This window comes from Pseudomonas sp. UBA1879 (assembly GCF_002338065.1).
GTDB lineage: Bacteria > Pseudomonadota > Gammaproteobacteria > Pseudomonadales > Pseudomonadaceae > Aquipseudomonas.
Window position 1 is genome coordinate 53,227 of record NZ_DDHJ01000015.1, and the last position, 24,660, is coordinate 77,886.

Sequence of the window (24,660 nt, forward strand, 5' to 3'; positions counted from 1 at the left end):
ACCGCATTCGCCAGCAAGCTGGCTCCCACAGGGAAATCGCCTCGCCAAGAGCATCTGCGTAAAACTACGCAGACGAAACCGTAGTAGTACGAATTTCTCTTGCTGACAACTGCGCGGATAGTGGCGACGCTCCGTTATCCCGGATCAGACAATAACAATTACGCCGCAAGCCATGAGCTTCGGCAGGAGACCCTCAATGACCCGACTGACCAAACACCTGGGTTGGTTCGCCGTCGCTGCCCTCGGGGCATGCGCCTTGGGCGTCGTCGCACTGCGTCGCGGCGAAGCCATCAACGCACTCTGGATCGTCGTGGCTGCCGTCGCCATCTATCTGGTTGCGTACCGCTACTACAGCCTGTTCATCGCCAATCACGTCATGCAACTCGATCCGACCCGGGCGACCCCGGCGGTGATCAACAACGACGGCCTGGACTACGTTCCGACCAACAAACACATCCTCTTCGGTCACCACTTTGCCGCCATCGCCGGTGCAGGCCCGCTGGTCGGTCCGGTGCTCGCCGCGCAAATGGGCTATCTGCCCGGCACGCTGTGGCTGATCGCCGGCGTGGTCCTGGCCGGTGCGGTGCAGGACTTCATGATCCTGTTCCTCTCCACACGCCGTAACGGCCGCTCGCTGGGCGACATGGTCCGCGAGGAAATGGGCCGCGTTCCCGGCACCATCGCCTTGTTCGGCTGCTTCCTGATCATGATCATCATCCTCGCGGTGTTGGCGCTGATCGTGGTGAAGGCCCTGGCCGAAAGCCCGTGGGGCATGTTCACCGTGCTGGCGACCATCCCGATCGCGATGTTCATGGGCGTCTACATGCGCTATGTCCGTCCGGGCCGTATCGGTGAGATTTCCATCATCGGCGTCGTGCTGTTGCTGTTGTCGATCTGGGCCGGTGGCCAAGTGGCGGCCAGCCCTGAGTGGGCGCACGTCTTCACCTTCACCGGCGTGCAGATCACCTGGATGCTGGTGGGTTATGGCTTCGTTGCCGCGATGCTGCCGGTCTGGCTGCTGCTGGCGCCTCGTGACTACCTGTCGACCTTCCTCAAAATCGGCACCATCGTCGCCTTGGCGATCGGCATTCTGATCCTCGCGCCTGAGCTGAAAATGCCGGCCCTGACCCAGTTCACCGACGGCACCGGCCCGGTCTGGAAAGGCGCGCTGTTCCCGTTCCTGCTCATCACCATCGCCTGTGGTGCCGTTTCCGGTTTCCACGCGCTGATCTCCTCGGGCACCACGCCGAAGCTGCTGGACAACGAGAAGAATGCCCGCTACATCGGTTACGGCGGCATGCTGATGGAGTCGTTCGTGGCGATCATGGCCATGGTGGCGGCGTCGGTCATCGACCCAGGCGTGTATTTCGCCATGAACAGCCCGGCGGCTGTGGTCGGTGGCGACGTGACAGCGGTGGCTCAAACCATCACCAGTTGGGGCTTCACGATTTCCCCGGAAACCCTGGTGGCGACGGCCAAAGACATCGGTGAAAACACCGTCCTGGCCCGTGCCGGTGGGGCGCCGACCCTGGCGGTCGGTATCGCGCAGATCCTGCACCAGGTCCTGCCAGGCCAGAACACCATGGCGTTCTGGTACCACTTTGCGATCCTGTTCGAAGCGCTGTTCATCCTGACCGCAGTGGACGCCGGTACCCGTGCCGGTCGTTTCATGTTGCAAGACCTGCTCGGCAGCTTCGTGCCAGCCCTCAAGCGCACCGAATCGTGGACCGCCAACGCCATCGGCACCGGGGGCTGCGTGGCGCTGTGGGGTTATCTGCTGTATCAGGGTGTGATCGATCCACTGGGCGGTATCAACACCCTGTGGCCGCTGTTCGGTATCTCCAACCAGATGCTGGCGGGTATCGCGCTGATGCTGGCGACCGTCGTGCTGATCAAGATGAAACGTCAGCAATACGCGTGGGTTACGATTCTGCCCGCTTCCTGGCTGCTGATCTGCACCGTGACCGCAGGCCTCATCAAGCTGTTCGACCCGAGCCCTGCCGTCGGCTTCCTGGCCCTGGCCAAGAAATACAGTGCAGCCGCTGAAGCCGGCCAGATCATCGCGCCGGCAAAAACCGCCGATCAGATGCAGCATGTGATCTTCAACGCGTACACCAACGCCGCGCTGACCACGCTGTTCCTGTTCGTGGTGCTGAGCATCCTGTTCTACGCGATCAAGGTCGGTCGTGCGGCGTGGGTGAAAAAAGAGCGCAGCGACAAGGAAGCGCCGTTCCAGGCGATGCCGGAAGCGCACTGATGTTCAACGACCTGAGTCGCCTCGGCAAATACCTCGGGCAGGCCGCCCGCCTGATGGTGGGCATGCCTGACTACGATAACTACGTCGAGCACATGCAAAAGACCCATCCGGATGTGCCGGTGATGTCGTACGAAGCGTTCTTTCGCGAGCGTCAGGATGCGCGTTACGGCGGCAAGGCAGGGCCTAAATGTTGTTGAGCCGCTGAGACTCGGCTTTTGATCGAAAAAACGCGCCATGGGTGATCCCTGGCGCTTTTTTTTGGCTGTGACGAAGCCAATACAGTGATGGCCACCACAACGCGCACTGTTGTAGGAGCCGGCCTGCTGGCGAAGGCGGTGGGTCAGGCAATCATGAGATGACTGGAGACGCGCATTCACCAGCAAGCTGGCTCCCACAGGTTTCGGGGCGGGGGCGGACTCGCGACTTTAGAGCAACTGCATTTTTAACCTTTGACTTACCCACCTGAGATTTGTAAGTATTACACATGTAATCTAAAGCAGGTTTCTCCCCCATGAATCGCAGCGACCTGCGCCATATCAACCTCAATCTGTTGTTGATTTTCGAAGCCTTGATGAACGCCCGCAGTGTGAGTCTGGCGGCTGAGCGCATGTACCTCGGTCAGCCTGCCGTGAGTTCTGCGCTCGGTCGGTTGCGGGTGCTGTTCAACGACCCGCTGTTTCAGCGCGTGGGCCGTTGCATGGAGCCGACGCCAAGGGCGCAGGAGATCGCGTTGCTGCTCGGCCCCGCGCTGGAATCCATCGCCATGGCGGTGAAGCGTCCCAAGGCGTTCGATGCGGCAACCAGCGATCAGGTGTTTCGCATTGGCCTGACCGACGACGTGGAGTTCGCCTTGCTGCCTTCGATGCTCAAGCGCATTCGCGCAGAAGCGCCACGGGTGTCGCTGGTGGTGCGGCGGGCCAGTTATCTGCAGATGCCGCGATTGCTGGCCAGTGGCGAAGTGACGGTGGGCGTGGGCTTCACCACCGACCTGCCAGCGTCCGCCAAGCGCCGTACATTGCGCAGCACGCCCATCGTGCTGTTGCGCGGCGACGACGTGCCGGGGGACTTGAGCCTGGATGACTTCTGCGATCGGCCCCACGCGCTGGTGTCGTTCGCCGGAGGCACGGTAGGGTTTGTCGATGAGGCGCTGCGTCGGATCGGGCGCGAGCGCAGGGTGGTGCTGGCAGTGCCGCAATTCAACAGCCTTGGCGCGCTGCTCGAAGACACCGACCTGGTGGCTGCGGTGCCGGAGTATGCCGCTGACGTCCTGACCGCCAACGGTCGGTTGCGCAGCCAGCCGCTGCCGATTCATCTGGACCCGTTCCCTGTGCACATGGTCTGGACCACCGCCAAAGACCATGACTCGGGTGAGTGCTGGTTGCGCGCGCGGATCGGCGTCTTGCTCAGTGACGGATCGTCCCCCAGCGCTCGCAGCCCGTGTTCATGAAACGTCGCTGACGCCCGCGGCAGCGAGGTTTTGCCTGCCGTGGGGCGTTAGTATTACAAATATCATTTGAATTGATATCAGCATTGAACCCATTCAATTCGTGGACCGGTGTGGGCTCCCACACACTCCGCGGCAATGTTTATCACCCTCGGCGGATTTTTCCATGCAACCACCTCTGACACGTTTACGTTATCCACTCGGCGCACTGACTCTGGCGCTCAACCTGGCAGTGCTCAGCGCATGCGACAAAGGCCCCTCGGCCACCGCTCAAGCACCTGCTGCGCCCAAGGTCGATGTCGCCAGCGTGCTGCAACAGCCCGTCATCGAATGGGATGAAGTGACGGCCCGTCTCGAAGCCCCCGAAACGGTCGAAGTGCGGCCGCGTGTCTCAGGCCAGATCGATGCTGTGGCGTTCGTCGATGGCGCGTTAGTGAAGAAGGGTGATCTGCTGTTCCAGATCGACCCGCGTCCGTTCGAGGCGGAGGTCCACCGCCTCGAGGCGCAGTTGCAACAAGTCAAAGCCACGGTCGTGCGCACTGATGCCGAAGCCCAGCGTGGCGAGCGGTTGCGCACCAACAACGCGATTTCCGCCGAGATCGCCGAGTCGCGCAACACCACCGCGCAAGAAGCCCGGGCAGCCGTGGCGGCGACCCAGGCGCAGTTGGACCTGGCGCGCCTGAACCTGAGTTTTACCCACGTCGCTGCGCCCATCACCGGCCGCGTCAGCCGTGCCGAAATCACCGCTGGCAACCTGGTGACCGCCGATCAAAGCATCCTCACCCGTGTTGTCTCGACCGATAAGGTCTACGCCTATTTCGACGCCGACGAGCGGGTGTTCCTGAAGTACAACCAGCTGTCACGTGATGGCAAGCGGGGCGCAGCGACGCCGGTGTACATGGGCCTGTCCAACGAAGCGGACGACAAACACCTGGGCCAGATGAACTTCGTCGACAACCAGGTCAATCCGCGCACCGGCACCATCCGCGGGCGCGCCGTGTTCGACAACGCCGATGGGCGCTACACCCCCGGTCTGTATGCACGCCTGAAACTGGTGGGCAGCGGCACCTATGCCGCGATGCTGATCAAGGACGACGCCGTGGGGACCGACTTGGGCAAGAAATTCGTGCTGGTCGTCGATAAGGACAACAAGGCCGTTTATCGAAGCGTGGAGCTGGGGCCGAAGCTGGAAGGCTTGCGCATCGTGCGCAGCGGCCTGGACAAAGACGACCGCATCGTCATCAACGGCCTGCAACGGGTTCGCCCCGGTTCGCCGATCGATCCGCAAGTCCGTCCGATGGCCAGCGACGACACGCTGGCGGCCCTCGCGCAGCAACGGCAGGCCCTCGAAGCCAGCCTTCAGACGCCAGTCAAATCCGCAGCGCCGGCGAAAGTCGCCAGCGCGGCCGGTCCACGCGGATAAAGGCAGACAACGATGAAATTCTCACAATTCTTCATCCAGCGTCCGATCTTCGCCGCAGTGCTTTCGCTGCTGATCCTGATCGCCGGTGCGATTTCGCTGTTCCAACTGCCGATCAGCGAATACCCCGAAGTCGTGCCACCGACCGTGGTAGTGAAAGCCAACTTTCCTGGCGCCAACCCCAAGGTCATCGGCGAAACCGTGGCCGCGCCGCTGGAACAAGCCATCACGGGCGTCGAGAACATGCTCTACATGTCCTCGCAATCCACGGCGGACGGCAAGCTGACCCTGACCATCACCTTCGCGTTGGGCACCGATCTGGACAACGCGCAGGTTCAGGTGCAAAACCGTGTGACCCGCACCGAGCCAAAGCTGCCGGAAGAAGTGACGCGCATCGGCATCACGGTGGACAAGGCCTCGCCTGAACTCACACTGCTGGTGCACCTGACCTCGCCGGACAAACGCTACGACATGCTCTACCTCTCCAACTACGCGACGCTGAACGTCAAGGACGAGCTGGCACGTTTGAACGGGGTAGGGGACGCGCAGGTCTGGGGCTTGGGCGAGTATTCCCTGCGGGTCTGGCTGGACCCGAACAAGACCGCTTCGCGCAACCTGACTGCCACCGACGTGGTCAACGCCATTCGCGAGCAAAACCGCCAGGTCGCGGCTGGCCAGTTGGGCGCGCCGCCGTCGCCGAGCGCGACCAGCTTCCAGATGTCGATCAACACCCAAGGACGGCTGATCACCGAGGAAGAGTTTGAAAACGTGGTGATTCGCGCCGGTGCCAACGGCGAAATCACCCGCCTGAAAGACATCGCTCGGGTCGAGTTGGGCTCCAGCGCTTACGCCCTGCGTGCACGTCTGAACAATGAGCCCGCCGTGGCAATGCCGATCTTCCAGCGCCCCGGCTCCAATGCCATCGACGTATCGAACCAAGTGCGGGCGAAGATGGCGGAGTTGAAGAAGAACTTCCCCGAAGGCATGGACTACAGCATCGTCTATGACCCGACGATCTTCGTGCGCAGCTCTATCGAAGCGGTGGTGCACACGCTGTTCGAAGCGCTGATTCTGGTCGTGCTGGTGGTGATTCTGTTTCTGCAAACCTGGCGTGCTTCGATCATTCCGCTGGTGGCTGTGCCGGTGTCTCTGATCGGCACGTTTGCGGTGATGCACACCTTCGGATTTTCCCTCAACGCGTTGTCGCTGTTCGGCCTTGTGCTGGCGATCGGCATCGTGGTGGATGACGCCATCGTGGTGGTGGAAAACGTCGAGCGGAACATCGAACTGGGTCTGGACCCGGTGTCCGCGACCAAAAAAGCCATGGGCGAAGTCACCGGGCCGATCATCGCCACGGCACTGGTGTTGTGTGCGGTATTCGTGCCGGCGGCGTTCATTTCAGGCCTTACCGGACAGTTCTATAAACAGTTCGCGTTGACCATCGCCATTTCGACGGTGATCTCGGCCTTCAACTCCCTGACCTTGTCGCCTGCACTGGCGGCGGTGTTGCTCAAGGGGCACGACGCGCCGAAAGACCGTTTCTCGCGGGTGCTGGATTCGCTGTTCGGTTGGCTGTTCCGACCGTTCAACCGAGCCTTCGACAAAGCCAGCCACGGCTACGTCGGCACTGTGAAACGAGTGGTGCGTTTGAGCGGCGTGGCGCTGGTGGTGTACGCGGGCCTGATCGCGCTGACCTACTTCGGTTTCTCCACCACCCCTACCGGCTTCGTGCCGACCCAGGACAAAAAATACCTGGTCACCTTCGCCCAGCTGCCGGACGCCGCGAGCCTTGATCGCACCGAAGACGTGATCAAGCGCATGGGCGACATCGCCATGAAGGAGCCAGGCTTCGACAGCGCGGTGGCGTTCCCTGGCCTGTCGATCAACGGCTTCACCAACAGCCCGAACAACGGCGTGGTGTTCATCGGCCTGAGTTCGTTTGACGAGCGCACAGACGCGAGCCTGTCTGCCGGCGCCATTGCCGGTTCGCTCAACCACAAGTTCGCCGGGATTCAGGAAGCCTACACCGCCGTGTTCCCACCGCCGCCGGTCATGGGGCTGGGCACCATTGGCGGGTTCCGCTTGCAAATCGAAGACCGGGGCAACCTCGGCTACGACGAACTGTACAAGGAGACGATGAACATCATCGGCAAGAGCCGCAGCATCCCCGAACTGGCCAATTTGTTCACCAGCTACACGGTAAACGTGCCGCAAGTGGACGCTGCCATCGACCGGGAAAAGGCCAAGACCCACGGGGTCGCGATCAGCGACATCTTCGACACCCTGCAGGTCTATCTCGGCTCGCTCTACGCCAACGACTTCAACCGGTTCGGGCGCACTTACCAGGTCAACGTTCAGGGCGAACAGCAGTTCCGTCAGGACCCCGAGCAGATCGGTCAGTTGAAAGTACGCAACGACAAGGGCGAGATGATTCCGCTGGCGACCTTCGTCAAGGTCAGCGACGTGTCGGGGCCGGACCGCGTCATGCACTACAACGGCTTCATCACTGCGGAAATCAACGGCGGCCCGGCACCGGGCTACAGCTCAGGGCAAGCCCAGGCCGCGATGGAAAAACTGCTCGCCGAAGAACTGCCTCGCGGCATGACCTATGAATGGACCGACCTGACGTACCAGCAGATCCTGTCGGGCAACACCGCGCTGTTTGTCTTCCCGCTATGCGTACTGCTGGCGTTCCTGGTGCTGGCGGCCCAGTACGAAAGCTGGAGCTTGCCGCTGGCGGTGATCCTGATCGTGCCGATGACCCTGCTGTCGGCCATTGCCGGGGTGATCATCGCGGGCAGCGACAACAACATCTTCACCCAGATCGGCTTGATCGTCCTGGTCGGCCTGGCGTGTAAAAACGCCATCCTCATCGTCGAATTCGCCAAGGACAAACAGGAAGAAGGCCTGTCGCCGCTGGACGCCGTCCTCGAAGCCTGTCGCATGCGCCTGCGCCCGATCCTGATGACGTCCTTCGCCTTCATCATGGGCGTGATTCCGTTGGTGACTTCCACCGGTGCCGGCTCCGAAATGCGCCACGCCATGGGGGTGGCGGTGTTCTCCGGGATGCTCGGCGTGACCTTTTTCGGTCTGCTGCTGACCCCGGTGTTCTTCGTCCTGATTCGTAACTTCGTCGAGCGCGGCAAAGCGCGCAAGGCGGCCCGGTCTCATGCCGTGCGCTCGCTGAAACCGGAGGCCCATTGATGAAAACCCTAAAACTGTTCATGCCAAGCCTGTTGGTCCTGGCGCTGGCGGCCTGCGCCGTCGGCCCGGATTACAAGACGCCGGAGACGGCGGCCGCCAACGTGACGTCGGCGCAAGTCGGCCAGTACGACCGCAGCCATTTTGAAAGGGTCTGGTGGCAGCAATTCGACGACCCGACCCTCAATCAGTTGGTCAGCCGTTCTCTGCAAGGCAACCGGGATCTGCGTGTGGCCTTTGCCCGCTGGAAAGCTGCCCGGGCGATTCGCGACGACATCAGCAACGACGCGTTGCCGGTGGTGACCAGCCATGCCAGCAGTGACCTTGGGCGGGCGCAGGTGCCTGGCCAGACCGAGCACCGGGTCAACATCGAACGCTACGACCTGGGCCTGGACATGGCCTGGGAGATCGACCTGTTCGGTCGTATCCAACGCGAACTGGAAGCCAGCACGGCGCAACAGGACGCAGCCCTGGCTGACCTTGAACAGCTGAAAGTCAGCCTGATCGCCGAACTGGCGGATGCCTACGGGCAACTCCGAGGGGCGCAATTGCGGGAGCGGATCGCGCGGGACAATCTGAAGAATCAACAGGATTCCCGCGGGGTCACCACGCAGCTGCGGGACGAAGGCCTTGGCAACGAAATTGACGTGGTCCGCGCCGATGCACGACTGGCGGCGGTGGAAGCAACGATTCCCGCATTGCAGGCCGAGCAGGTGCATCAGCGCAACCGCATCGCCACGTTGCTCGGCGAGCGTCCTGACCAGTTGAGCGTGGACTTGCGAGCGAAAGACCTGCCGGCCATTTCGAAAAACCTGCCGATCGGTGACCCCGCTCAATTGCTGCAACGGCGCAGCGACGTGCGCAGCGCCGAGCGGCAACTGGCAGCGGCCACGGCCAATGTCGGTGTCGCCACCGCCGACCTGTTTCCACGGGTCAGCCTGAGCGGCTTCCTCGGTTTCACCGCCGCGCGCGGTTCGCAAATCGGCGCTTCTGCGGCGCAAGCCTGGGGGCTTGGGCCGCAGATCAGCTGGGCAGCGTTCGACCTGGGCAGTGTCCGGGCCCGATTGCGCGGGGCCAAGGCCAACGCTGAAGGGGCGATGGCCACTTACGAACAGACCGTTTTGCTCGCGCTCGAAGAGTCGGACAACGCGTTCAGTGACTACAGCAAACGCCAGCAACGGCTGCTGTCGCTCGTCCGCCAAAGCGACTCCAGCCGCAAGGCCGCCGACCTTGCCGCGATCCAGTACCGCGAGGGCACCGCCGACTACCTGGTGCTGCTCGACGCCCAACGCGAACGCCTGGCGGCCGAAGACGCGCAGGCGCAAGGCGAGACCGAGCAATACCGGGGGATCGTCGCCATCTACAAAGCGCTCGGCGGCGGATGGGATGCCACGGCAGAAAACCCAGTGGCGCAGCAATAGCGCTTCGGCAACGAGCGACAGGCCTGCCCATCACCTCGCGCAAGAGGAGGGCGGCGACGGCGGTGGTTCAGTCATGGATGAGTGACCGGGCAGGCCGCCGTCGCCAGCCATGCGGTTCCCACCCTTATGTTGCGGGCCTTTGTGACTGCACCCCGATTATCGCTTCTGCAGCCACCCCAAAAAGTGGCTTTTCTTGATCGCCACCGGTTTGCGCAACAACACATGCTGACTGTTCTGCTGACGCACCGCCTGCAGCTTGTTCAGCGCCGTCGTGATTTCCGCCCGCTGCGCCATCGCCTGGCGCGTCGCGGCTTTTTCAATGCGATAAATCACACACGATGTCAACGCCACGAACAACGCTTCGGACGGGGAATCGTCCAGCACGTTCTGCACGCCCATCACTTCCCCCGGCCCCATGCGCCCGGCCTCAACCATTTCATTGCCATCGGCGATCCGCACCGACACCACTCCGGTGGCAATCACCCAAAGGCCGTCCGCTTCGTCGCCTGTGTCCATGATCGTCTGCCCGGCCGCGTATTCTCGCGCGACCATGGTCCGCGCCAAGGCATCCTTTTCGTCCGAGGTGCTGGCCCTGAACACCTTCACCTCATCGAGCAACGCCCGGGGCCGTGACATCGCCTCGGCGGTGATTTCCGATTGCCAGGCAATGCCCGCTGCCTCCAGGTGCCGGTAGGCCAGATCGAACAGCAGATTGCGCACCTCGTTTTTGTGATTGAGGTCGCTGATGAATCCTGTCATCGAGTATTCGATGGTGGTCGGGCTCGTTTCCTTGACCACTGCCCGCGCCTTCGGCGTATGCAGCAACGCGCTGCACCCCTGCAACGCCCGCTCCAATGCATCCAGCACGCGGCGAGGGCGAATATGCGGCGACATCATCACCGTGATCGACACCCCGTGGATATTCACCGGGCGGCTCAAGTTGACGATCTTCGCCTTGGCCGCCACCGAATTGGGGATGACCACCATGGAGCCGGCGCCCGTCATCAGGTGCGTGGCCCGCCAGTCGATGTCCATGACTTTGCCTTCCATGCCATCGATGGCGATCGAATCGTCCACCTGATACGGCTTGGTAGTGTTGAGGATGATCCCGGAAAACACGTCGCTCAACGTACTCTGCAGCGCCAGCCCGACGATGATCGCCATTGCCCCCGAGGTCGCCAGCAAACCCTTGACCGGCAGTTGCAACACATAACCGGCCGCCGCGACGATGGCGATGAGGAAGATCACCGCGCCGATCACCTCCTGCACCAGACGACCGCTGTGACCGACGCGACCGGTCAACAACAGCCCCAACAGCACCGTGAGGGTGCGCGCGGCGTACATCCACCAGACGATGGCCAGCGCCGTGGTCGCGAATTGCAGGGCGCTGTCGTCGGGCCAGTTGGGTGCCTCCAGCGGGCTGACCCCGGCGTTGACAATCACCAGGCTGTACGCCACGAAGGCCATCAGGCGTATGGCGATGCGGATCAGCCGGTTGCGATCGGCCAGCAGGTGCCAGGCGAGGACGTCGGCCAGGAGCAGGAGCAGACTCCACACCAGCGAATAATGAGGAACGGCTGAGGGCATGAATGGAATTCCATGGCAGAGGGGCGAGGTGCCGCGACAGGCGTGGATGTTAGGGAGCGTCGCGGCCAGCTGTCTATAACGGATAGCGCCGGCGCAACCGCCGAACAATGGCGCCCGACTGTTTAATACCGTGACCCACTAATCGTCATCTAGATAGGCTCTAACGGGCATGTATTGAGCCGTTCGTTAGAGCGCATAAAGTGCGCTTACTACCCCTATGGATAATATCGGCGATTGTTTTTTGCTGATTAGATATTCACCGGCTAAAAATGGATCGGCGACGTTGTTCGAGTGCGTGAGCCCGATGGCTGCGTACGCGTTCGACGCATTCAGGGCGTACGAATCCACTCTAAGGACTGCGTGAATAAGATGATAAGTCTCGGTCAGGCTACAGTGTCCCTGGACCTCAGGGACGTGTTCAAAGACGGCGTCGCCCTGCGCATCGGCACGCGCGCGTTCGACATCCTCGAATTGCTCATTCGTCATCAGGGGCAACTGGTGAGCAAGGAGCAGATCCTTCAGTGCGTCTGGCCCGACACGGTCGTCGAAGAGAACAACCTGCAGGTGCACATCTCTGCGCTGCGCAAGGCCCTGGGCAATGACCGTGACCTGATTCGCACCATCCCTGGTCGCGGTTACCTGTTATTGGGTGGGGAGGGTGCCTGGCCCGATCCCTGTTTGCACGACACTGTGCCGAAAACCCGGGACGCGATCCAGGGTTGGCCCGGGTCCGCCGGCCACCCTCGGTTGCCTGCCAGCGTCGAGCTGGTAGGACGCGCGGCGCTGTTGGATGAAATCAATACCGTGTTGGACGACCGCCACGCGTTGGTCACGCTGGTCGGGCCGGGTGGCGTGGGCAAGACCAGCCTGGCGGTGGTTCTCGGGCAGCAGCGCCTGGACCGCTGCGCGATGCCCGTGTGGTTCGTGCCGCTGGCCGAGGTGCAACGCGGGGACCGGCTGTGCGAAGCGCTGGCCAGCGCGCTGGGGGTCGTGGCGTCAGAAGGCGAGTCCCTGCCGACCTGCCTCTGCGAACACCTGGCCCGTCACCCCGGCCTGATCATCCTCGATAACGGCGAACACCTCATCGATGAAGTCGCTGGGCTGGTTGAAGCGTTGCTGGTCGGCGCCCCGGGCGCGCGGCTGCTGGCCACCAGTCGCGAGCCGTTGCGCATTGCCGGTGAACGCAGCGTTCAGGTGCCGCCGTTGACCTTGCCCGACGCGGACGCCAACCGCGAGGGCGTGTTGCAGAGCAGCGCCGCGCAGCTGTTCTTGCGGCACTGGCGGGCACTCGACTGCCACTTGGGTGGCAGTGTCGATGCCGAGCTGGACGATTACAGCGTGGAACTGGTGGGTGAGGTTTGCCGCCGTCTGGACGGCATGCCCCTGGCCCTGGAAATGGCCGCCGCCCGGGCAACGGCGTTGGGCCTTTATCAATTGGTCGCCAGCCTCGACGAGAGCGTCCATCTGCTGACCGCAAGCCTGCGCACTGCGCCGCCCCGGCAGCAAACGCTCCATGCATCCCTGGCCTGGAGTTATCGTCTGTTGAGTCGCGATGAACGCCAGGTGCTCAGGCTGCTCGCGGATCTGCAGGGGCCATTTACCCTGGAACAGGCGTGTCATGCCCTGGAATGCGCAACCCTCGCCCGGTCATGCATCACGGATTGCATGGTCAGACTGGCGACCAAATCGCTGTTGATGGTGACGGCCCAGGGACCGTTCCGCTTCTATCGAATGCTGGCGGCAACACGTGCGTGTCTGCGGGTAGTTCAGACACAGGACTTCGCCAGCCAAACCCTGCGTCTCGACCCACGTTACAGTGTCCCGATGCCCGCTCCCCTCGGGGTGCCATTCGGGGCTGTCGCGCTTGGCCCCGACAGCTATCATCCCCAGTCACATAGAGCGCTGGCCCTAAGCCGCTGAACGGAAGAGTTTATGAACGCAACACCCAGGGTCTACGTGGTCGACGATGACGCTGCCATTCGCACTGCGCTGCAACGGTTGCTGAATTCAGCGGACATCGCCTGCAGCGTCTTCGACAGCGCCGAAGCCTTCCTGGCCTACCCGCTCGATGAAGCGCCGACCTGCCTGTTGCTCGACGTCAATCTGGCCCAGGGGACCGGCTTTGACCTGCAAGACGAGCTGCGTGCCCGCGGGCTGCATTTTCCGATCATCTTCATGACCGGCTACGGCACGATCGCGATGTCAGTTAAGGCGATCAAGGCCGGAGCTCACGAGTTTCTGACCAAGCCGTTCGAGCCCGAACACCTGCTGGACCAGGTGCGCGACGCCTTGGCCGCCGACGCGCTGAACCTGGCGGAGCGCTGCGTGACCTGCAACGTGCGTGATCGCTTCAACCACCTGACGCCCCGGGAGCGGCAAGTCATGGGCTTATTGATCACCGGCAAAATGAATAAGCAGATCGCCGTTGAATTGGGCACTAGCGAAGTCACTGCCAAAGTTCATAAAAAGCATGTGATGGCGAAAATGAATGCGCGCAATATCATCGAATTGTTAAAGATGCACGAACGGCTTGGCGTCATAAGGCCGTGACGAAGTGCGCCAATATTCGCTGTGAGTCCGTTGGGAAAAAGTATGAATCGCCGGAGCGGTCAATCAAGTCAACGAGCGATGTGAAACGGTGCGCCGGCCGTTGGCAGCATCGATCATTCACGTCATCTTCCATGTCTGTTGCACCTCGTTACGGCCCGAGAAGGGGCTGTCCGGTGTTTCACGTTGAACCTCGCCAAGGGCATTCATGAGCAGCGATTTCGATGGGCCATCGAGCTCGAACACGGGGGAGACGCTTTTTGGGCGGGCGTGGCTCGGGCAACTCGACTGGGAATGGCTGTTCGCCGAGGGTGAGCTGATCCACTATCGGGTGAGGGCAACGACCGGTGCGGATCTGCACTGGCGCGTGGTGAGAGCGGCAGGGCCCACCAGCGAAAGCGTGGCGCGACGACTCGTGCACGAGTTCTCCCTGAGGGACCGGTTGTCACCGCGCTGGGCGTTGCAACCGCTCGCCCTGCTGCCCGCCAGTGCAGTGCCGGACGGTGAGAGTCCGCTGCTGGTGCTGAGCGACCCTGGTGGGCAGCCGCTGCACGCGTTGCCCGATCAGCCCTACACGATCGATCGTTTCCTGCACCTTGCCTCGGGGGCGACCAGCGCGTTGGCTGAGGTGCATGCGCACGGCTTGGTGCATCGCGACGTCAAGCCGTGCCACCTCGTCGAGGGCACGGATGGCGGGGTGCGCCTGAGCGGTTTTGGTCTGAGCATCGATGCACGCGCGTCAGGAGGCGTGACGGTGTCGGATTCGATTTGCGGCACCCTGGCGTACATGTCGCCGGAGCAATCGCGCCGGGTCGAGCGTCACGCCGATCACCGCAGCGACCTGTATTCCCTCGGCATGACGTTCTACGAGTGGCTGGCAGGTCGTTTGCCATTCGAGGCCCGCGATGCTGTCGAGTGGGTGTATTGCCACGTGGCGCGCCAGCCTCCGGCCCTCAGCGTCTACCGGGGCGATATTCCCCCTGCGCTGTCACAGCTGGTGCTCAAACTGCTGGCCAAGAACCCGGACGACCGCTACCAGACGGCCATGGACTTGCTCGCTGACCTGCGTTCCTGTACCTGCCAGTGGCGACGCCTGCAGGATATTCCCGAACTGGGCCACGCTCAGCGGGCACAGCGTGGCGATCCCCACCGGCATGCCGTGATCAGCCAGGCGCGGGAGCGGGAGGCAGTGCTGGCTCCCGGGGGCTGCGTCACGCTCTTGGGCAGTCAGGACACCCTGGACCTCGCATCGGTGATGAAAGCCGCCCAAGCGTTGAGTGAAGAAACCGAGCAGGACCGGTTGATCGAAATCCTCATGACCACCACGCTGCTTCATGCCGGGGCCCAGCGGGCCTTGTTGATGCTGGTGAAGGATGACGCGCCGTTGATCTGCGCCATGGGTCGCGATGACGAAGACGGCGTGCGGATCGACCTGGCCGATCTCACACCGACTAAAGCCGAGCTGCCGCTGTCGATCCTCTATCGAGTGATGCGGACCCAGCAACGGTTAGTGATCGAGGACGTGGTCACCCACCCGTATTTCGGCGACGACGAATACCTTGAAGGCCATCTCGTGCGCTCGGTGTTATGCCTGCCGCTGCTGAAACAGCGCAGGCTGATCGGCGTGCTGTACCTGGAAAACAACCTGGCGACAGGCGTGTTCACGGCCAACCGCACCGGGGTGCTGGAACTGTTGGCCGGGCAGGCGGCGATTTCGCTGGAAACCGCGCGCCTGCGTCATGAACTCATGGCGGAAAACGCCCGCCGACAGGACATCGAAACCGCGCTGCGCAATGCCAGGGCCAAGCTTGCACGGGTCTCGCAGATGACGGTGATGGGTGAACTGGCAGCCTCCATCGCGCATGAAATCAACCAGCCCCTCGCGTCCATGGTGTCCAACGCCGCCGCCAGCCTGCGCTGGCTGAGCCGCGAAACGCCGCAGGTCGACGAAGCGCTGTCCGGCCTGCGGGACATCGTCAAGGAGGGGCGACGCGCCGGGGAGATCGTCAATGCCTTGCAGTCATTGGCGCGGCAGGGCGCGCAACAGCGGCGGCTGCTGTTGATCAACGATGTGATTCGGCACGTGGTGGCGCTGACCCTGGTCGACGTCGAACAGCACAAAGTGCTGATGACCAGCCACCTGACCCGGTCGCCGTTGCGGGTCTACGGCTGCGAAGTGCAATTGCAGCAGGTGGTGTTGAACCTGATCCTCAACGCGCTGGACGCCCTGAGCGCAGGCGATCAGGTGCTGCGGCGGCTGTCGATCACCAGTGAAGCGGTGCACGACGATTACCTGGTGGTGAGCGTGGAAGACACCGGCCCGGGCATTGCGCTCGAAGATCTGGGCAAGGTGTTCAATGCGTTCTACACCACCAAGGACAAAGGCATGGGCATGGGGCTGGCGATCTGTCGCTCGATCGTCAACGCCCACGGCGGTCAGCTGTACGGGATGCCAGCGCGGTACGGCGGTGCGACGTTCGTATTTACCCTGCCGGTGGCGAGGTAATAGGCAGGGCATTCCGCGACCCGTTGCAGACCTGAGCCTCCTGCCTCACCCTGCAAAATTAAAGGCTTGCAGCTCTTTTCTGATCGAGACCTTTCGGCTAATGTGGCGCCCCCGATCCGGAGCCCCCCGATGCGCCGCCCTGCCTGGTCCCTGTTTGCCTATCAACTGATCGAGCCTGACGAACAACTCGACCTGTTCGCGTGTCAGGAAGTGCGTGTGCACCTGGTTGCCCGGCAACTGGAATTGGCCGGCTCTGCCGACCGTACCCTCTGCGGTACCTTGCTGCCGGCGCAGCCGCGCTGGTCCGACGTTCAGCCGGCCATCTACCAGGATGAACGCCTTTGCCCGCTGTGCCGCGCGATCATCGATGCTCAGCGTCGAGGCTGGCACCCTATCTGGCCTGAACTCGACCAGACGCTTTAAATAACCCTTCATGTTGCTCACCGTCGCGGATACTGCCGCAGGCCTCGGGCTGGGTGTACAATCGCGGCCATTCATGCCCTCCGTTTATCCAAGGACTTTCCGGATGTTGTCGCGCATTCCAGCTGTCGCCCGCTGTCTGTCGTTCGCTGCACTGTGTGCGGCCGGCCCTGTCTCTGCATTGGAGTTCCCGTTGCCGCCGCCTGGTGAAGACATCATTGGCCAGGTTCAGACCGTCACCGCTCGATATGAAGACACCTTCGCCGATCTGGCCACGAAGTACGATTTGGGCTATCTGGAAATGATCGCCGCCAACCCTGGCGTGGATGCCTGGTTGCCGGGCGCGGGCACTCAGGTGATCCTGCCGACGCGGTTCATCCTGCCGCCGGGCCCCCGTGAAGGCATCGTCATCAACCTCGCCGAGTACCGGCTGTACTACTACCCCAAGGGCCGGAACGTGGTGTACACCTTCCCGCTGGGCATTGGCCGGGAAGGGTGGGGCTCACCGGTCTCGACCACCAAAGTCACTGCCAAAACGCCGAATCCGACCTGGACCCCGCCTGCCTCGGTCAAAGCCGAGCACGCCGCCGATGGCGACATCTTGCCTAACGTGGTGCCGGCCGGGCCGGACAACCCGCTGGGCCCGTTCAAATTCGGTCTCGGTCTGCCGGGCTACCTGATCCACGGGTCGAACAAGAAGTTCGGCATTGGCATGCGCACCAGCCATGGCTGCTTCCGCATGTACAACAACAATGTGCTGGAAATGGCGGACATGGTGCCGGTGGGCACCACCGTGCGGATCATGAACGAGCCTTACAAGTTCGGCATCAGCGGTGGCAAGGTCTATCTCGAGGCGCACACGCCGCTGGATGAAAGCGGCAACCCGTCGGTGGTCGACAAGCACACGGCCGTGATCAATGCCTTGCTCAAGCGCGAAGATTTGGCTAACAACCTGCGTATTCAATGGGATGAGGTGCGTGATGTGGTCGCTGCCGAGGATGGCATGCCCGTCGAGATCGCGGTGCCGGGCGTCGCCGCCCCTGCGATCAACACTGCGCCATTGACCTTGCAGTAAGCGCTTGCTGGCACCTGAACCCGTTCACCGGGCGCTGGAAACAGGCCGGGTGAACGGGTTTTTTATTGCCTGCTCCGTCGATTCGATTGACGATCCGACGGATCGCAGGCAACAAAAAAGCCGATCCGAAACCGGACCGGCTTATCAATAACCCCGAGGGGTTATTACTTGCGGCTTGCCTTGTCGAGCATGCGCAGAGCGCGCTCGTTGGCTTCGTCAGCAGTTTGCTGAGCTTTTTGAGCAGCAGCCAGCGCTTCATCAGCCTTGCGATAGGCTTCATCAGCACGAGCTTGCGAACGAGCGGCTGCGTCTTCAGTAGCAGTCAGACGAGCTTCAGTTTCTTTGGATGCGCTGCTGCAACCGGTAGCCAGAACTGCGGCCAGGGCCAGAGCAGAGAATTTCAGAACGTTGTTCATCGTGTTCCCCTTAAAGGACTTTCTATCAAAATTAGTCATCTCTCGAAAATGAGAAAATGACCGGCGTACATACTACTCATTGTTTGTAGTAAGTAAACGGACTGTGCGCAAGAAGCGCACAAAATTCTTTGGTTTGAACGTGTTCCGTGCAACTCCTCACGCTTTTTATACGCAAGAAAACCCTTCACGTTCAGACCATTACAGTGACCGGTGAATTCGGTTAAAACCCGCGAGTCGGCGTACGTTCATGCACATGAGGGTCGCGTGCGGAGCGGTGACTCGTAATGCCTGTCTGGAACTCCACGCCCTGCAACCTTTTTGTATAGACGATGCCAGGCGCCGGTGCTTGCTTCGACGTGCTTACGTGACTCGAGCGGGCCTTCTGCGTCTCAATGGACATTCGCCGGTGACGACAGGTTCCACGCAAATGGTGTCAGATGTGCGGCAGTGCATATTCTCCCCATTCCCTTGAGCAGTTTCAGTAATGGGGCCTACTATCTGGGGGTGCTCATTTGTCGGAGAGGCCAATGCCCTCCCGGTGTCCAAATCAGGCACGGGGTGGCGTAGAGGTGTTCCTTCGCCGGACAAACATGGGTAAGGTAGGGGTCAAATTTTAAGACCCGCGAGGAGCAGTGATGAGCGAGGCGTTGTCCATCCACCATGACGAGACCGGTCACCAGTTCGAAATCAACATCGACGGTCATCGTGCCTATCTGACGTACATGGATCTGGGGAAGCAAACCCTGGATATCTACCGTACGTTCGTTCCCAACGCATTGCGGGGCAGGGGCATTGCCGCGGCCCTGACCGAGGTCGCGCTCGATTATGCCGAGAGCAATGGCTACACCGTGATTCCGTCGTGCTCCTATGTGGAGCGTTACATGGAACGCAATCATCGCCAGGCTGCGAAGATCTGATCGGTCATACCTGAAGCAACTGAATGAAAAACGCCGAGCATGTGCTCGGCGTTGTCGTTTTCTATGTCCGGATCAGCCGCGCTTGCGCTTTGGCAACACGTCCTTGAGCTTGGCGTGCATGCTGCGCAGGGTTTTCTCGGTGGTTTCCCAGTCGATGCACGCATCGGTGATCGACACGCCGTATTCCAGGTCCGCAAGGTCCTTGGGAATGGACTGTGCGCCCCATTTCAGATGGCTTTCGACCATCAGGCCAATGATTGACTCGTTGCCTTCCAGAATCTGGTTGGCGACGTTTTCCATGACCAGCGGCTGCAGGGCCGGGTCTTTGTTGGAGTTGGCGTGGCTGGCGTCGACCATGATGTTCGGCTTGATCTTGGCTTTGTTCAGCGCCTGTTCGCACAAGGCGACGCTGACCGAGTCATAGTTCGGCTTGCCGTTGCCACCGCGCAGTACCACATGACCGTAGGCGTTGCCTTTGGTGGTCACGATGGACACGCCACCTTCCTGGTTGATGCCCAGGAAGCGGTGAGGACTGGAGACCGACTGCAACGCATTGATCGCCACGGTCAGGCCGCCATCGGTGCCGTTCTTGAAGCCCACCGCCGAGGACAGGCCGGAGGCCATTTCGCGGTGGGTCTGGGATTCGGTGGTGCGTGCGCCGATGGCCGACCAGCTGATCAGGTCCTGCAGGTATTGCGGGGAGATCGGGTCCAGCGCTTCGGTGGCGGTCGGCAGGCCTTTTTCAGCCAGGTCCAGCAATAACTGGCGACCGATGTGCAGACCGTCCTGAATCTTGAAAGAGTCGTCCAGGTACGGGTCGTTGATCAGGCCTTTCCAGCCGACCGTGGTGCGCGGTTTTTCGAAATACACGCGCATCACCAGGTAAAGCGTGTCGGACAGCTCGGCCGACAGGGCCTTCAGGCGCTCGGCGTATTCGTGAGCCGCCTTGAGGTCATGGATCGAGCACGGCCCGATCACGATGAACAGGCGGTGGTCCTTGCCATCGAGAATGTTGCGGATAACTTCGCGGCCCTTGCTCACGGTCGCCTGCGCAGCAGGGGTGAGGGGAATTTCGCGCTTGAGCTGATCCGGCGTGATCAGCGTCTCGTTGGACGCAACGTTGAGGTCGTCAATCGGTAAATCAGCCATCGTATTACTCATCAGGGTCACAGGTGCTGGCCGCCAGGGGAGGCAGTGCCAGTCATATTGGGGGCAGCGGGGAGCGGAACCTTAGCGCGTTAACCCGTACTTCGACAATGGGTAAACGCCGCTTTTGTCCAACCATGCGGGCGTTGAGCCTTGAAGTTTGGAACCGCTGCCATCTGTGCGGATATAGTGTGCGGCGCACCCAGGAGACCTTGACGTGGATCAACTGCACCTGACGGATTTCGACATCGACCGACAACTGCTGACGCTGCCCGGCGTCTCGCTGCTTATCTTTACCAGCGTGGGATGTTCCAGCTGCCGGTGGGCACGACAGCATTTGCCGGAATTGCCGCTGCCGGTCGAACGCCTTTGCTGGATCGATGCCGAGGAAAACGGCGGCGCCGTCCAGCGTTACGGCGTTTTTCATCTACCGACGCTGTTCGTCATCCGCGATGGTGCGTTTCATGGCGCATTGCGTTGCGCGCTCTCAACCGATGCACTTAGCGCCGGTCTGGCGCAGGCGCTGGCACAGGCGTCAGATGACCTGCCATGAGTCCAACAGCCTTGAGGAGCCAAGCCTTCAGCGAGGACCACATGAGCGAATCAGACAAACACCCCGCATCGGCATCATCGGCACAGGGGCTATTAGTGGCTTTTATGGCGTCATGCCCAGGCGGTCTTCAACGGCCGCATTCGATTACGTTCAGGGGAACACAATGACCACCGATCTGACGCTGAAAACCAAGGGCAACAAACTGGTGCTGGCCATCTCTTCGCGAGCGTTGTTCGACCTGCGGGACAGTCACGCGATCTATATGAGCGATGGTGTCGCGGCCTACCGCAAGTACCAGATCGATCACGAAGACGAGGTGCTGGAGCCCGGTGATGCCTTCCGGTTGGTGGAAAAGCTCTTGAGCCTCAATACCCGCCTTACTCAGTCTCGGGTCGAGGTGGTGCTGGTGTCGCGAAATAGCGCCGACACCGGTTTGCGCGTGTTCAACTCCATTCAGCACTATGGACTCGACATTTCACGGGCGGCATTCGTAGGCGGTCGCAGCCCGTTTCCCTATCTCGCGGCTTTTGGCAGCCATCTGTTCCTTTCCACCCATGCCGAAGACGTGCGCAGTGCGCTGGACGCAGGGTTTGCGGCCGCGACCATTCTGTCTGGCGGGGCCCGGCGTGCCGCCAGCGCCGAACTGCGCATTGCGTTTGACGGCGATGCCGTGCTGTTCTCTGACGAATCCGAGCGCATTTACCAGTCCGGCGGCCTGCAAGCTTTTCAGGCCAGCGAGCGTGAAGCCGCGCGACTGCCGCTGCCCGGCGGGCCTTTCAAACCCTTTCTGGCCGCGCTGAACCTGCTGCAACGGGAATTTCCCGAGGAGTCGTGCCCCATCCGCACCGCGCTGGTCACCGCCCGTTCGGCGCCGGCTCACGAGCGGGTGATTCGCACCCTGCGCGAGTGGGACATTCGTCTGGACGAGTCGCTGTTTCTCGGCGGTCTGGAAAAAGCGGCCTTTCTGGAAGCGTTTGCCGCAGATGTATTTTTCGACGATCAGCCGGGTCATTGCGAGAAAGCCAGGGACGTGGTGGCCACCGGTCACGTCCCCCATGGCATCAGCAATGAGCTAAAACCGTGAACCTTTAGACCGCAAAGGTGTATAGGTCGCGTTGAATTCTCCGCGCGCTGCTACGCTGAAACATGTCTCCGCCTGTCATGGTTGCCTGGAGGTCACATGATTCGCTCGATGTTGTATGCCACGGATCTCGGTCTTTATGCACCTTACGTCCTGCAACACGCCTTATCACTGGCTCGCACGTTCGAGGCCGAGTTGCATGTGATCCACGTCGTCGAACCCATGGGGCTGTTCGCCGAGTCCGTCCTGCAGAGTTATCTGGCTGAGGATGTGCTCCGGAAATTGCACAGCGAAGGTGTCAACAATGTGATCGAAAGCATTGAGCATCGGGTGCTCGCAGGCTTTCGCGATGAATTGGGGGATGACAATCAGGACCTTGCGCTGATCGCCAGCCTGCAGGTGTTACAGGGCGATCCCTCCAATGTGATACTTGAGCAGGCCCAGCGGCTTGAGGTCGATTTGCTCGTGGTGGGCAGCCACAGCCACGGAGCCGAGGGGGATACGCCGATCGGGCGTACGGCGGCGCGGGTTCTGCAACTGTCTGAAGTGCCGGTGTACATGGTGCCCATGCTGCAAAATCGTTCGGAAAGATGAGCGCGGCGTGAAATTCGTCGTGCCGATGAAAAAGCAGCGTGTCATTACCGAATAAAAGTGATAAAAAGTTCTAGCTTTGCCTTTGAGACCATTAATCCAGTTATATACCGTCGCTGATGCCCGTGGCGTCTTCCGGCTTTGAGGGATACATATGAAGCTTCAACAATTGCGCTACATCTGGGAAGTGGCGCACCACGACCTCAACGTCTCAGCGACGGCGCAGAGCCTGTACACCTCGCAACCGGGTATCAGCAAGCAGATCCGCTTGCTGGAAGATGAATTGGGGGTCGAGGTTTTCGCCCGCAGCGGCAAGCATCTGACCCGCGTGACCCCGGCCGGGGAGCGGATCATCACCACGGCAGGCGAGATTCTGCGCAAAGTCGAGAGCATCAAGCAGATCGCCCAGGAGTTCTCGAACGAGAAAAAGGGCACACTGTCCATCGCCACCACCCACACCCAGGCACGCTATGCCTTGCCGCCGGTGATCAGCAATTTCATCAAGCAATACCCGGACGTGGCGCTGCACATGCATCAAGGTTCGCCGATGCAGATCGCCGAGATGGCCGCTGACGGCACTGTCGATTTCGCCATTGCCACCGAAGCGCTGGAGCTGTTCGGCGATTTGGTGATGATGCCGTGCTACACCTGGAACCGCTGCGTCGTCGTGCCCCAGGGCCACCCGTTGACCAAGCTGCCGAAGCTGACCCTGGAAATCCTCGCCGAATACCCGATCGTGACCTACGTGTTCGGTTTCACCGGCCGTTCCAAGCTCGACGAAGCCTTCAGCCATCGCGGCCTGACACCGAAAGTGGTGTTCACCGCCGCTGACGCTGACGTGATCAAAACCTACGTTCGCCTGGGCTTGGGTGTCGGGATTGTCGCCAAAATGGCCGTCGACCCGAAACTGGACAGCGACCTGGTCGTGCTGGATGCCAGTGAACTGTTCGAAGCCAGCATCACCAAGATCGGCTTCCGTCGCGGCACGTTCCTGCGCGGGTTCATGTGCGACTTCATCGAAAAATTCGCCCCGCACCTGACCCGCGACGTCATGGCCAAGGCCATCCAGTGCCACAACAAGCAGGAACTGGAAGAACTGTTCGACGGGGTCGTGCTGCCTGAGCACTAATCAGGCCTATCCAACCCTGTAGGAGTGAGCTTGCTCGCGATAGCGTCGGATCTGACGCTGCAATGGTGGCTGAACGGCCGCTATCGCGAGCAAGCTCGCTCCTACAGGTATTGCTTCAGGCTTTGGTAATCAGATTTCCGGAATGCAACCCGCATTCCTTCTGCGTCGCTTCTTCCCACCACCAACGACCTTCGCGTTCGTGCTGATTCGGCAGGACAGGGCGTGTGCAGGGTTCGCAGCCGATGCTGATGAAGCCGCGCTCGTGCAGGCTGTTGTAGGGAAGTTCCAGCATGCGGATGTAGTTCCACACGTCGGCGCTGCTCATTTGCGCCAGCGGGTTGAATTTGTACAACGGGCGCTCGGGGGTGGAGAACGCGCTGTCGATCTCGACCACGGCCACGTTATTGCGGGTACTCGGGCTTTGATCGCGGCGTTGGCCGGTGGCCCAGGCCTTGACGTCGGTCAGCTTGCGCCGCAGCGGCTCGATCTTGCGCACGCCACAGCATTCGCCGTGGCCATCTCTGTAGAAACTGAACAGGCCCTTTTCTTTGACGAACGGCTCCAGCTTTTCCCGATCGGGCGACACGATGTCGATCGCGATGTTGTATTGCTCGCGCACCTGATCGATGAACCGGTAGGTCTCGGGGTGCAGGCGGCCGGTGTCGAGGCTGAACACCTTGACGTTCTTGTTGATCTTCCACGCCATGTCCACCAGCACTACGTCTTCGGCCCCGCTGAAGGAAATCCACAGCTCGTCGCCGAAGTGCTGGAAAGCGAATTTGAGAATGTCCTGGGCGGACTTTTGGGCGTAGGTCGCGGCAATTTCAGCGACGTCGAACGGGTGGCTCATCGGGCGGCTTCCTGATCAGGTCTTGGCGCTAGAGCGCTCTTGATGGCGCGGATGTTAACAAAAAGCGTCAGCGAATGGCCTGAAACCTGCGTCGGCAAG

Annotated in this window: 20 protein-coding genes; 16 read left to right on the plus strand and 4 right to left on the minus strand. The window is 61.3% G+C overall.

The features are described from left to right. The first annotated feature begins 196 nt into the window (after positions 1 to 196). The 6 genes from B3N48_RS15390 to B3N48_RS15415 all read left to right on the plus strand — a co-directional run bounded on the left by B3N48_RS15390 (position 197) and on the right by B3N48_RS15415 (position 9,743). Positions 197 to 2,257, plus strand: a complete 2,061-nt coding sequence (locus tag B3N48_RS15390) for a carbon starvation CstA family protein (RefSeq protein ID WP_296185121.1) — start codon at positions 197 to 199, stop codon at positions 2,255 to 2,257. Then, positions 2,257 to 2,454: a YbdD/YjiX family protein gene (locus tag B3N48_RS15395; RefSeq protein ID WP_296185122.1), complete on the plus strand. Its 198-nt coding sequence runs from the start codon at positions 2,257 to 2,259 to the stop codon at positions 2,452 to 2,454. The genes B3N48_RS15390 and B3N48_RS15395 overlap by 1 nt, the downstream gene beginning before the upstream one ends. A 314-nt stretch (positions 2,455 to 2,768) precedes the next feature. Further along, a complete protein-coding gene (locus B3N48_RS15400; RefSeq protein WP_296185124.1) occupies positions 2,769 to 3,704 on the plus strand; it encodes a LysR family transcriptional regulator in 936 nt (311 codons plus the stop codon). A 163-nt stretch (positions 3,705 to 3,867) separates the two neighbouring features. Next, positions 3,868 to 5,124, plus strand: a complete 1,257-nt coding sequence (locus tag B3N48_RS15405; protein WP_296185126.1) for an efflux RND transporter periplasmic adaptor subunit — start codon at positions 3,868 to 3,870, stop codon at positions 5,122 to 5,124. A 12-nt stretch (positions 5,125 to 5,136) separates the two neighbouring features. After that, positions 5,137 to 8,325: an efflux RND transporter permease subunit gene (locus tag B3N48_RS15410; protein WP_296185127.1), complete on the plus strand. Its 3,189-nt coding sequence runs from the start codon at positions 5,137 to 5,139 to the stop codon at positions 8,323 to 8,325. Beyond that, positions 8,325 to 9,743 carry an efflux transporter outer membrane subunit gene (locus tag B3N48_RS15415; protein ID WP_296185128.1) on the plus strand — a complete coding sequence of 473 codons (1,419 nt, stop codon included), beginning with the start codon at positions 8,325 to 8,327 and terminating at the stop codon, positions 9,741 to 9,743. Before B3N48_RS15410 ends, B3N48_RS15415 begins: the two co-directional genes overlap by 1 nt. Before the next feature lie 156 nt (positions 9,744 to 9,899). Here the strand turns inward: B3N48_RS15415 and B3N48_RS15420 are convergent, their stop codons facing one another. Then, the gene (locus B3N48_RS15420; protein WP_296185129.1) at positions 9,900 to 11,330 is read right to left on the minus strand and encodes a mechanosensitive ion channel family protein; all 1,431 of its coding nucleotides are present in this window, start codon (positions 11,328 to 11,330) and stop codon (positions 9,900 to 9,902) included. A 369-nt stretch (positions 11,331 to 11,699) separates the two neighbouring features. On the opposite strand from B3N48_RS15420, the gene B3N48_RS15425 reads away from it, so the two are divergent. From B3N48_RS15425 to B3N48_RS15445, 5 genes are all read left to right on the plus strand, one after another. Further along, on the plus strand, positions 11,700 to 13,250 hold the full coding sequence (locus tag B3N48_RS15425) for a winged helix-turn-helix domain-containing protein (protein ID WP_296186146.1): 1,551 nt from the start codon (positions 11,700 to 11,702) through the stop codon (positions 13,248 to 13,250). Between the two features lie 12 nt (positions 13,251 to 13,262). Continuing rightward, positions 13,263 to 13,880, plus strand: a complete 618-nt coding sequence (locus B3N48_RS15430; RefSeq protein WP_296185131.1) for a response regulator transcription factor — start codon at positions 13,263 to 13,265, stop codon at positions 13,878 to 13,880. Positions 13,881 to 14,085: 205 nt separating this feature from the next. After that, entirely contained in the window at positions 14,086 to 16,383 is a 2,298-nt protein-coding gene (locus tag B3N48_RS15435; protein ID WP_296185134.1) for an ATP-binding protein, read from the plus strand. Positions 16,384 to 16,512: 129 nt separating this feature from the next. After that, positions 16,513 to 16,806, plus strand: coding sequence for a hypothetical protein (locus B3N48_RS15440; protein WP_296185136.1), 294 nt, complete (start codon positions 16,513 to 16,515; stop codon positions 16,804 to 16,806). Positions 16,807 to 16,909: 103 nt separating this feature from the next. Next, positions 16,910 to 17,878 (plus strand): L,D-transpeptidase family protein, encoded by a 969-nt coding sequence (locus B3N48_RS15445; protein WP_296185138.1) that lies wholly within the window; start codon positions 16,910 to 16,912, stop codon positions 17,876 to 17,878. A 164-nt stretch (positions 17,879 to 18,042) separates the two neighbouring features. On the opposite strand, the gene oprI is transcribed toward B3N48_RS15445, so the two are convergent. Continuing rightward, the gene (oprI, locus tag B3N48_RS15450) at positions 18,043 to 18,294 is read right to left on the minus strand and encodes an outer membrane lipoprotei OprI (protein ID WP_003199355.1); all 252 of its coding nucleotides are present in this window, start codon (positions 18,292 to 18,294) and stop codon (positions 18,043 to 18,045) included. A 635-nt stretch (positions 18,295 to 18,929) separates the two neighbouring features. On the opposite strand from oprI, the gene B3N48_RS15455 reads away from it, so the two are divergent. Further along, positions 18,930 to 19,211, plus strand: coding sequence for a GNAT family N-acetyltransferase (locus B3N48_RS15455; RefSeq protein ID WP_296185168.1), 282 nt, complete (start codon positions 18,930 to 18,932; stop codon positions 19,209 to 19,211). A gap of 72 nt (positions 19,212 to 19,283) precedes the next feature. On the opposite strand, the gene B3N48_RS15460 is transcribed toward B3N48_RS15455, so the two are convergent. After that, positions 19,284 to 20,360, minus strand: coding sequence for a 3-deoxy-7-phosphoheptulonate synthase (locus B3N48_RS15460; protein ID WP_296185170.1), 1,077 nt, complete (start codon positions 20,358 to 20,360; stop codon positions 19,284 to 19,286). Between the two features lie 214 nt (positions 20,361 to 20,574). On the opposite strand from B3N48_RS15460, the gene B3N48_RS15465 reads away from it, so the two are divergent. The 4 genes from B3N48_RS15465 to cysB all read left to right on the plus strand — a co-directional run bounded on the left by B3N48_RS15465 (position 20,575) and on the right by cysB (position 23,711). Then, positions 20,575 to 20,910, plus strand: a complete 336-nt coding sequence (locus tag B3N48_RS15465; protein ID WP_296185171.1) for a thioredoxin family protein — start codon at positions 20,575 to 20,577, stop codon at positions 20,908 to 20,910. 163 nt (positions 20,911 to 21,073) lie between these two features. Then, positions 21,074 to 21,994 (plus strand): 5'-nucleotidase, encoded by a 921-nt coding sequence (locus B3N48_RS15470; protein ID WP_296185173.1) that lies wholly within the window; start codon positions 21,074 to 21,076, stop codon positions 21,992 to 21,994. A 96-nt stretch (positions 21,995 to 22,090) separates the two neighbouring features. Further along, positions 22,091 to 22,585, plus strand: coding sequence for a universal stress protein (locus tag B3N48_RS15475; RefSeq protein WP_296185174.1), 495 nt, complete (start codon positions 22,091 to 22,093; stop codon positions 22,583 to 22,585). A gap of 151 nt (positions 22,586 to 22,736) precedes the next feature. Beyond that, positions 22,737 to 23,711 (plus strand): HTH-type transcriptional regulator CysB, encoded by a 975-nt coding sequence (cysB, locus tag B3N48_RS15480; RefSeq protein ID WP_062382408.1) that lies wholly within the window; start codon positions 22,737 to 22,739, stop codon positions 23,709 to 23,711. Between the two features lie 115 nt (positions 23,712 to 23,826). Here the strand turns inward: cysB and B3N48_RS15485 are convergent, their stop codons facing one another. Then, the gene (locus tag B3N48_RS15485; protein WP_296185178.1) at positions 23,827 to 24,561 is read right to left on the minus strand and encodes a phosphoadenylyl-sulfate reductase; all 735 of its coding nucleotides are present in this window, start codon (positions 24,559 to 24,561) and stop codon (positions 23,827 to 23,829) included. Positions 24,562 to 24,660 lie beyond the last annotated feature (99 nt).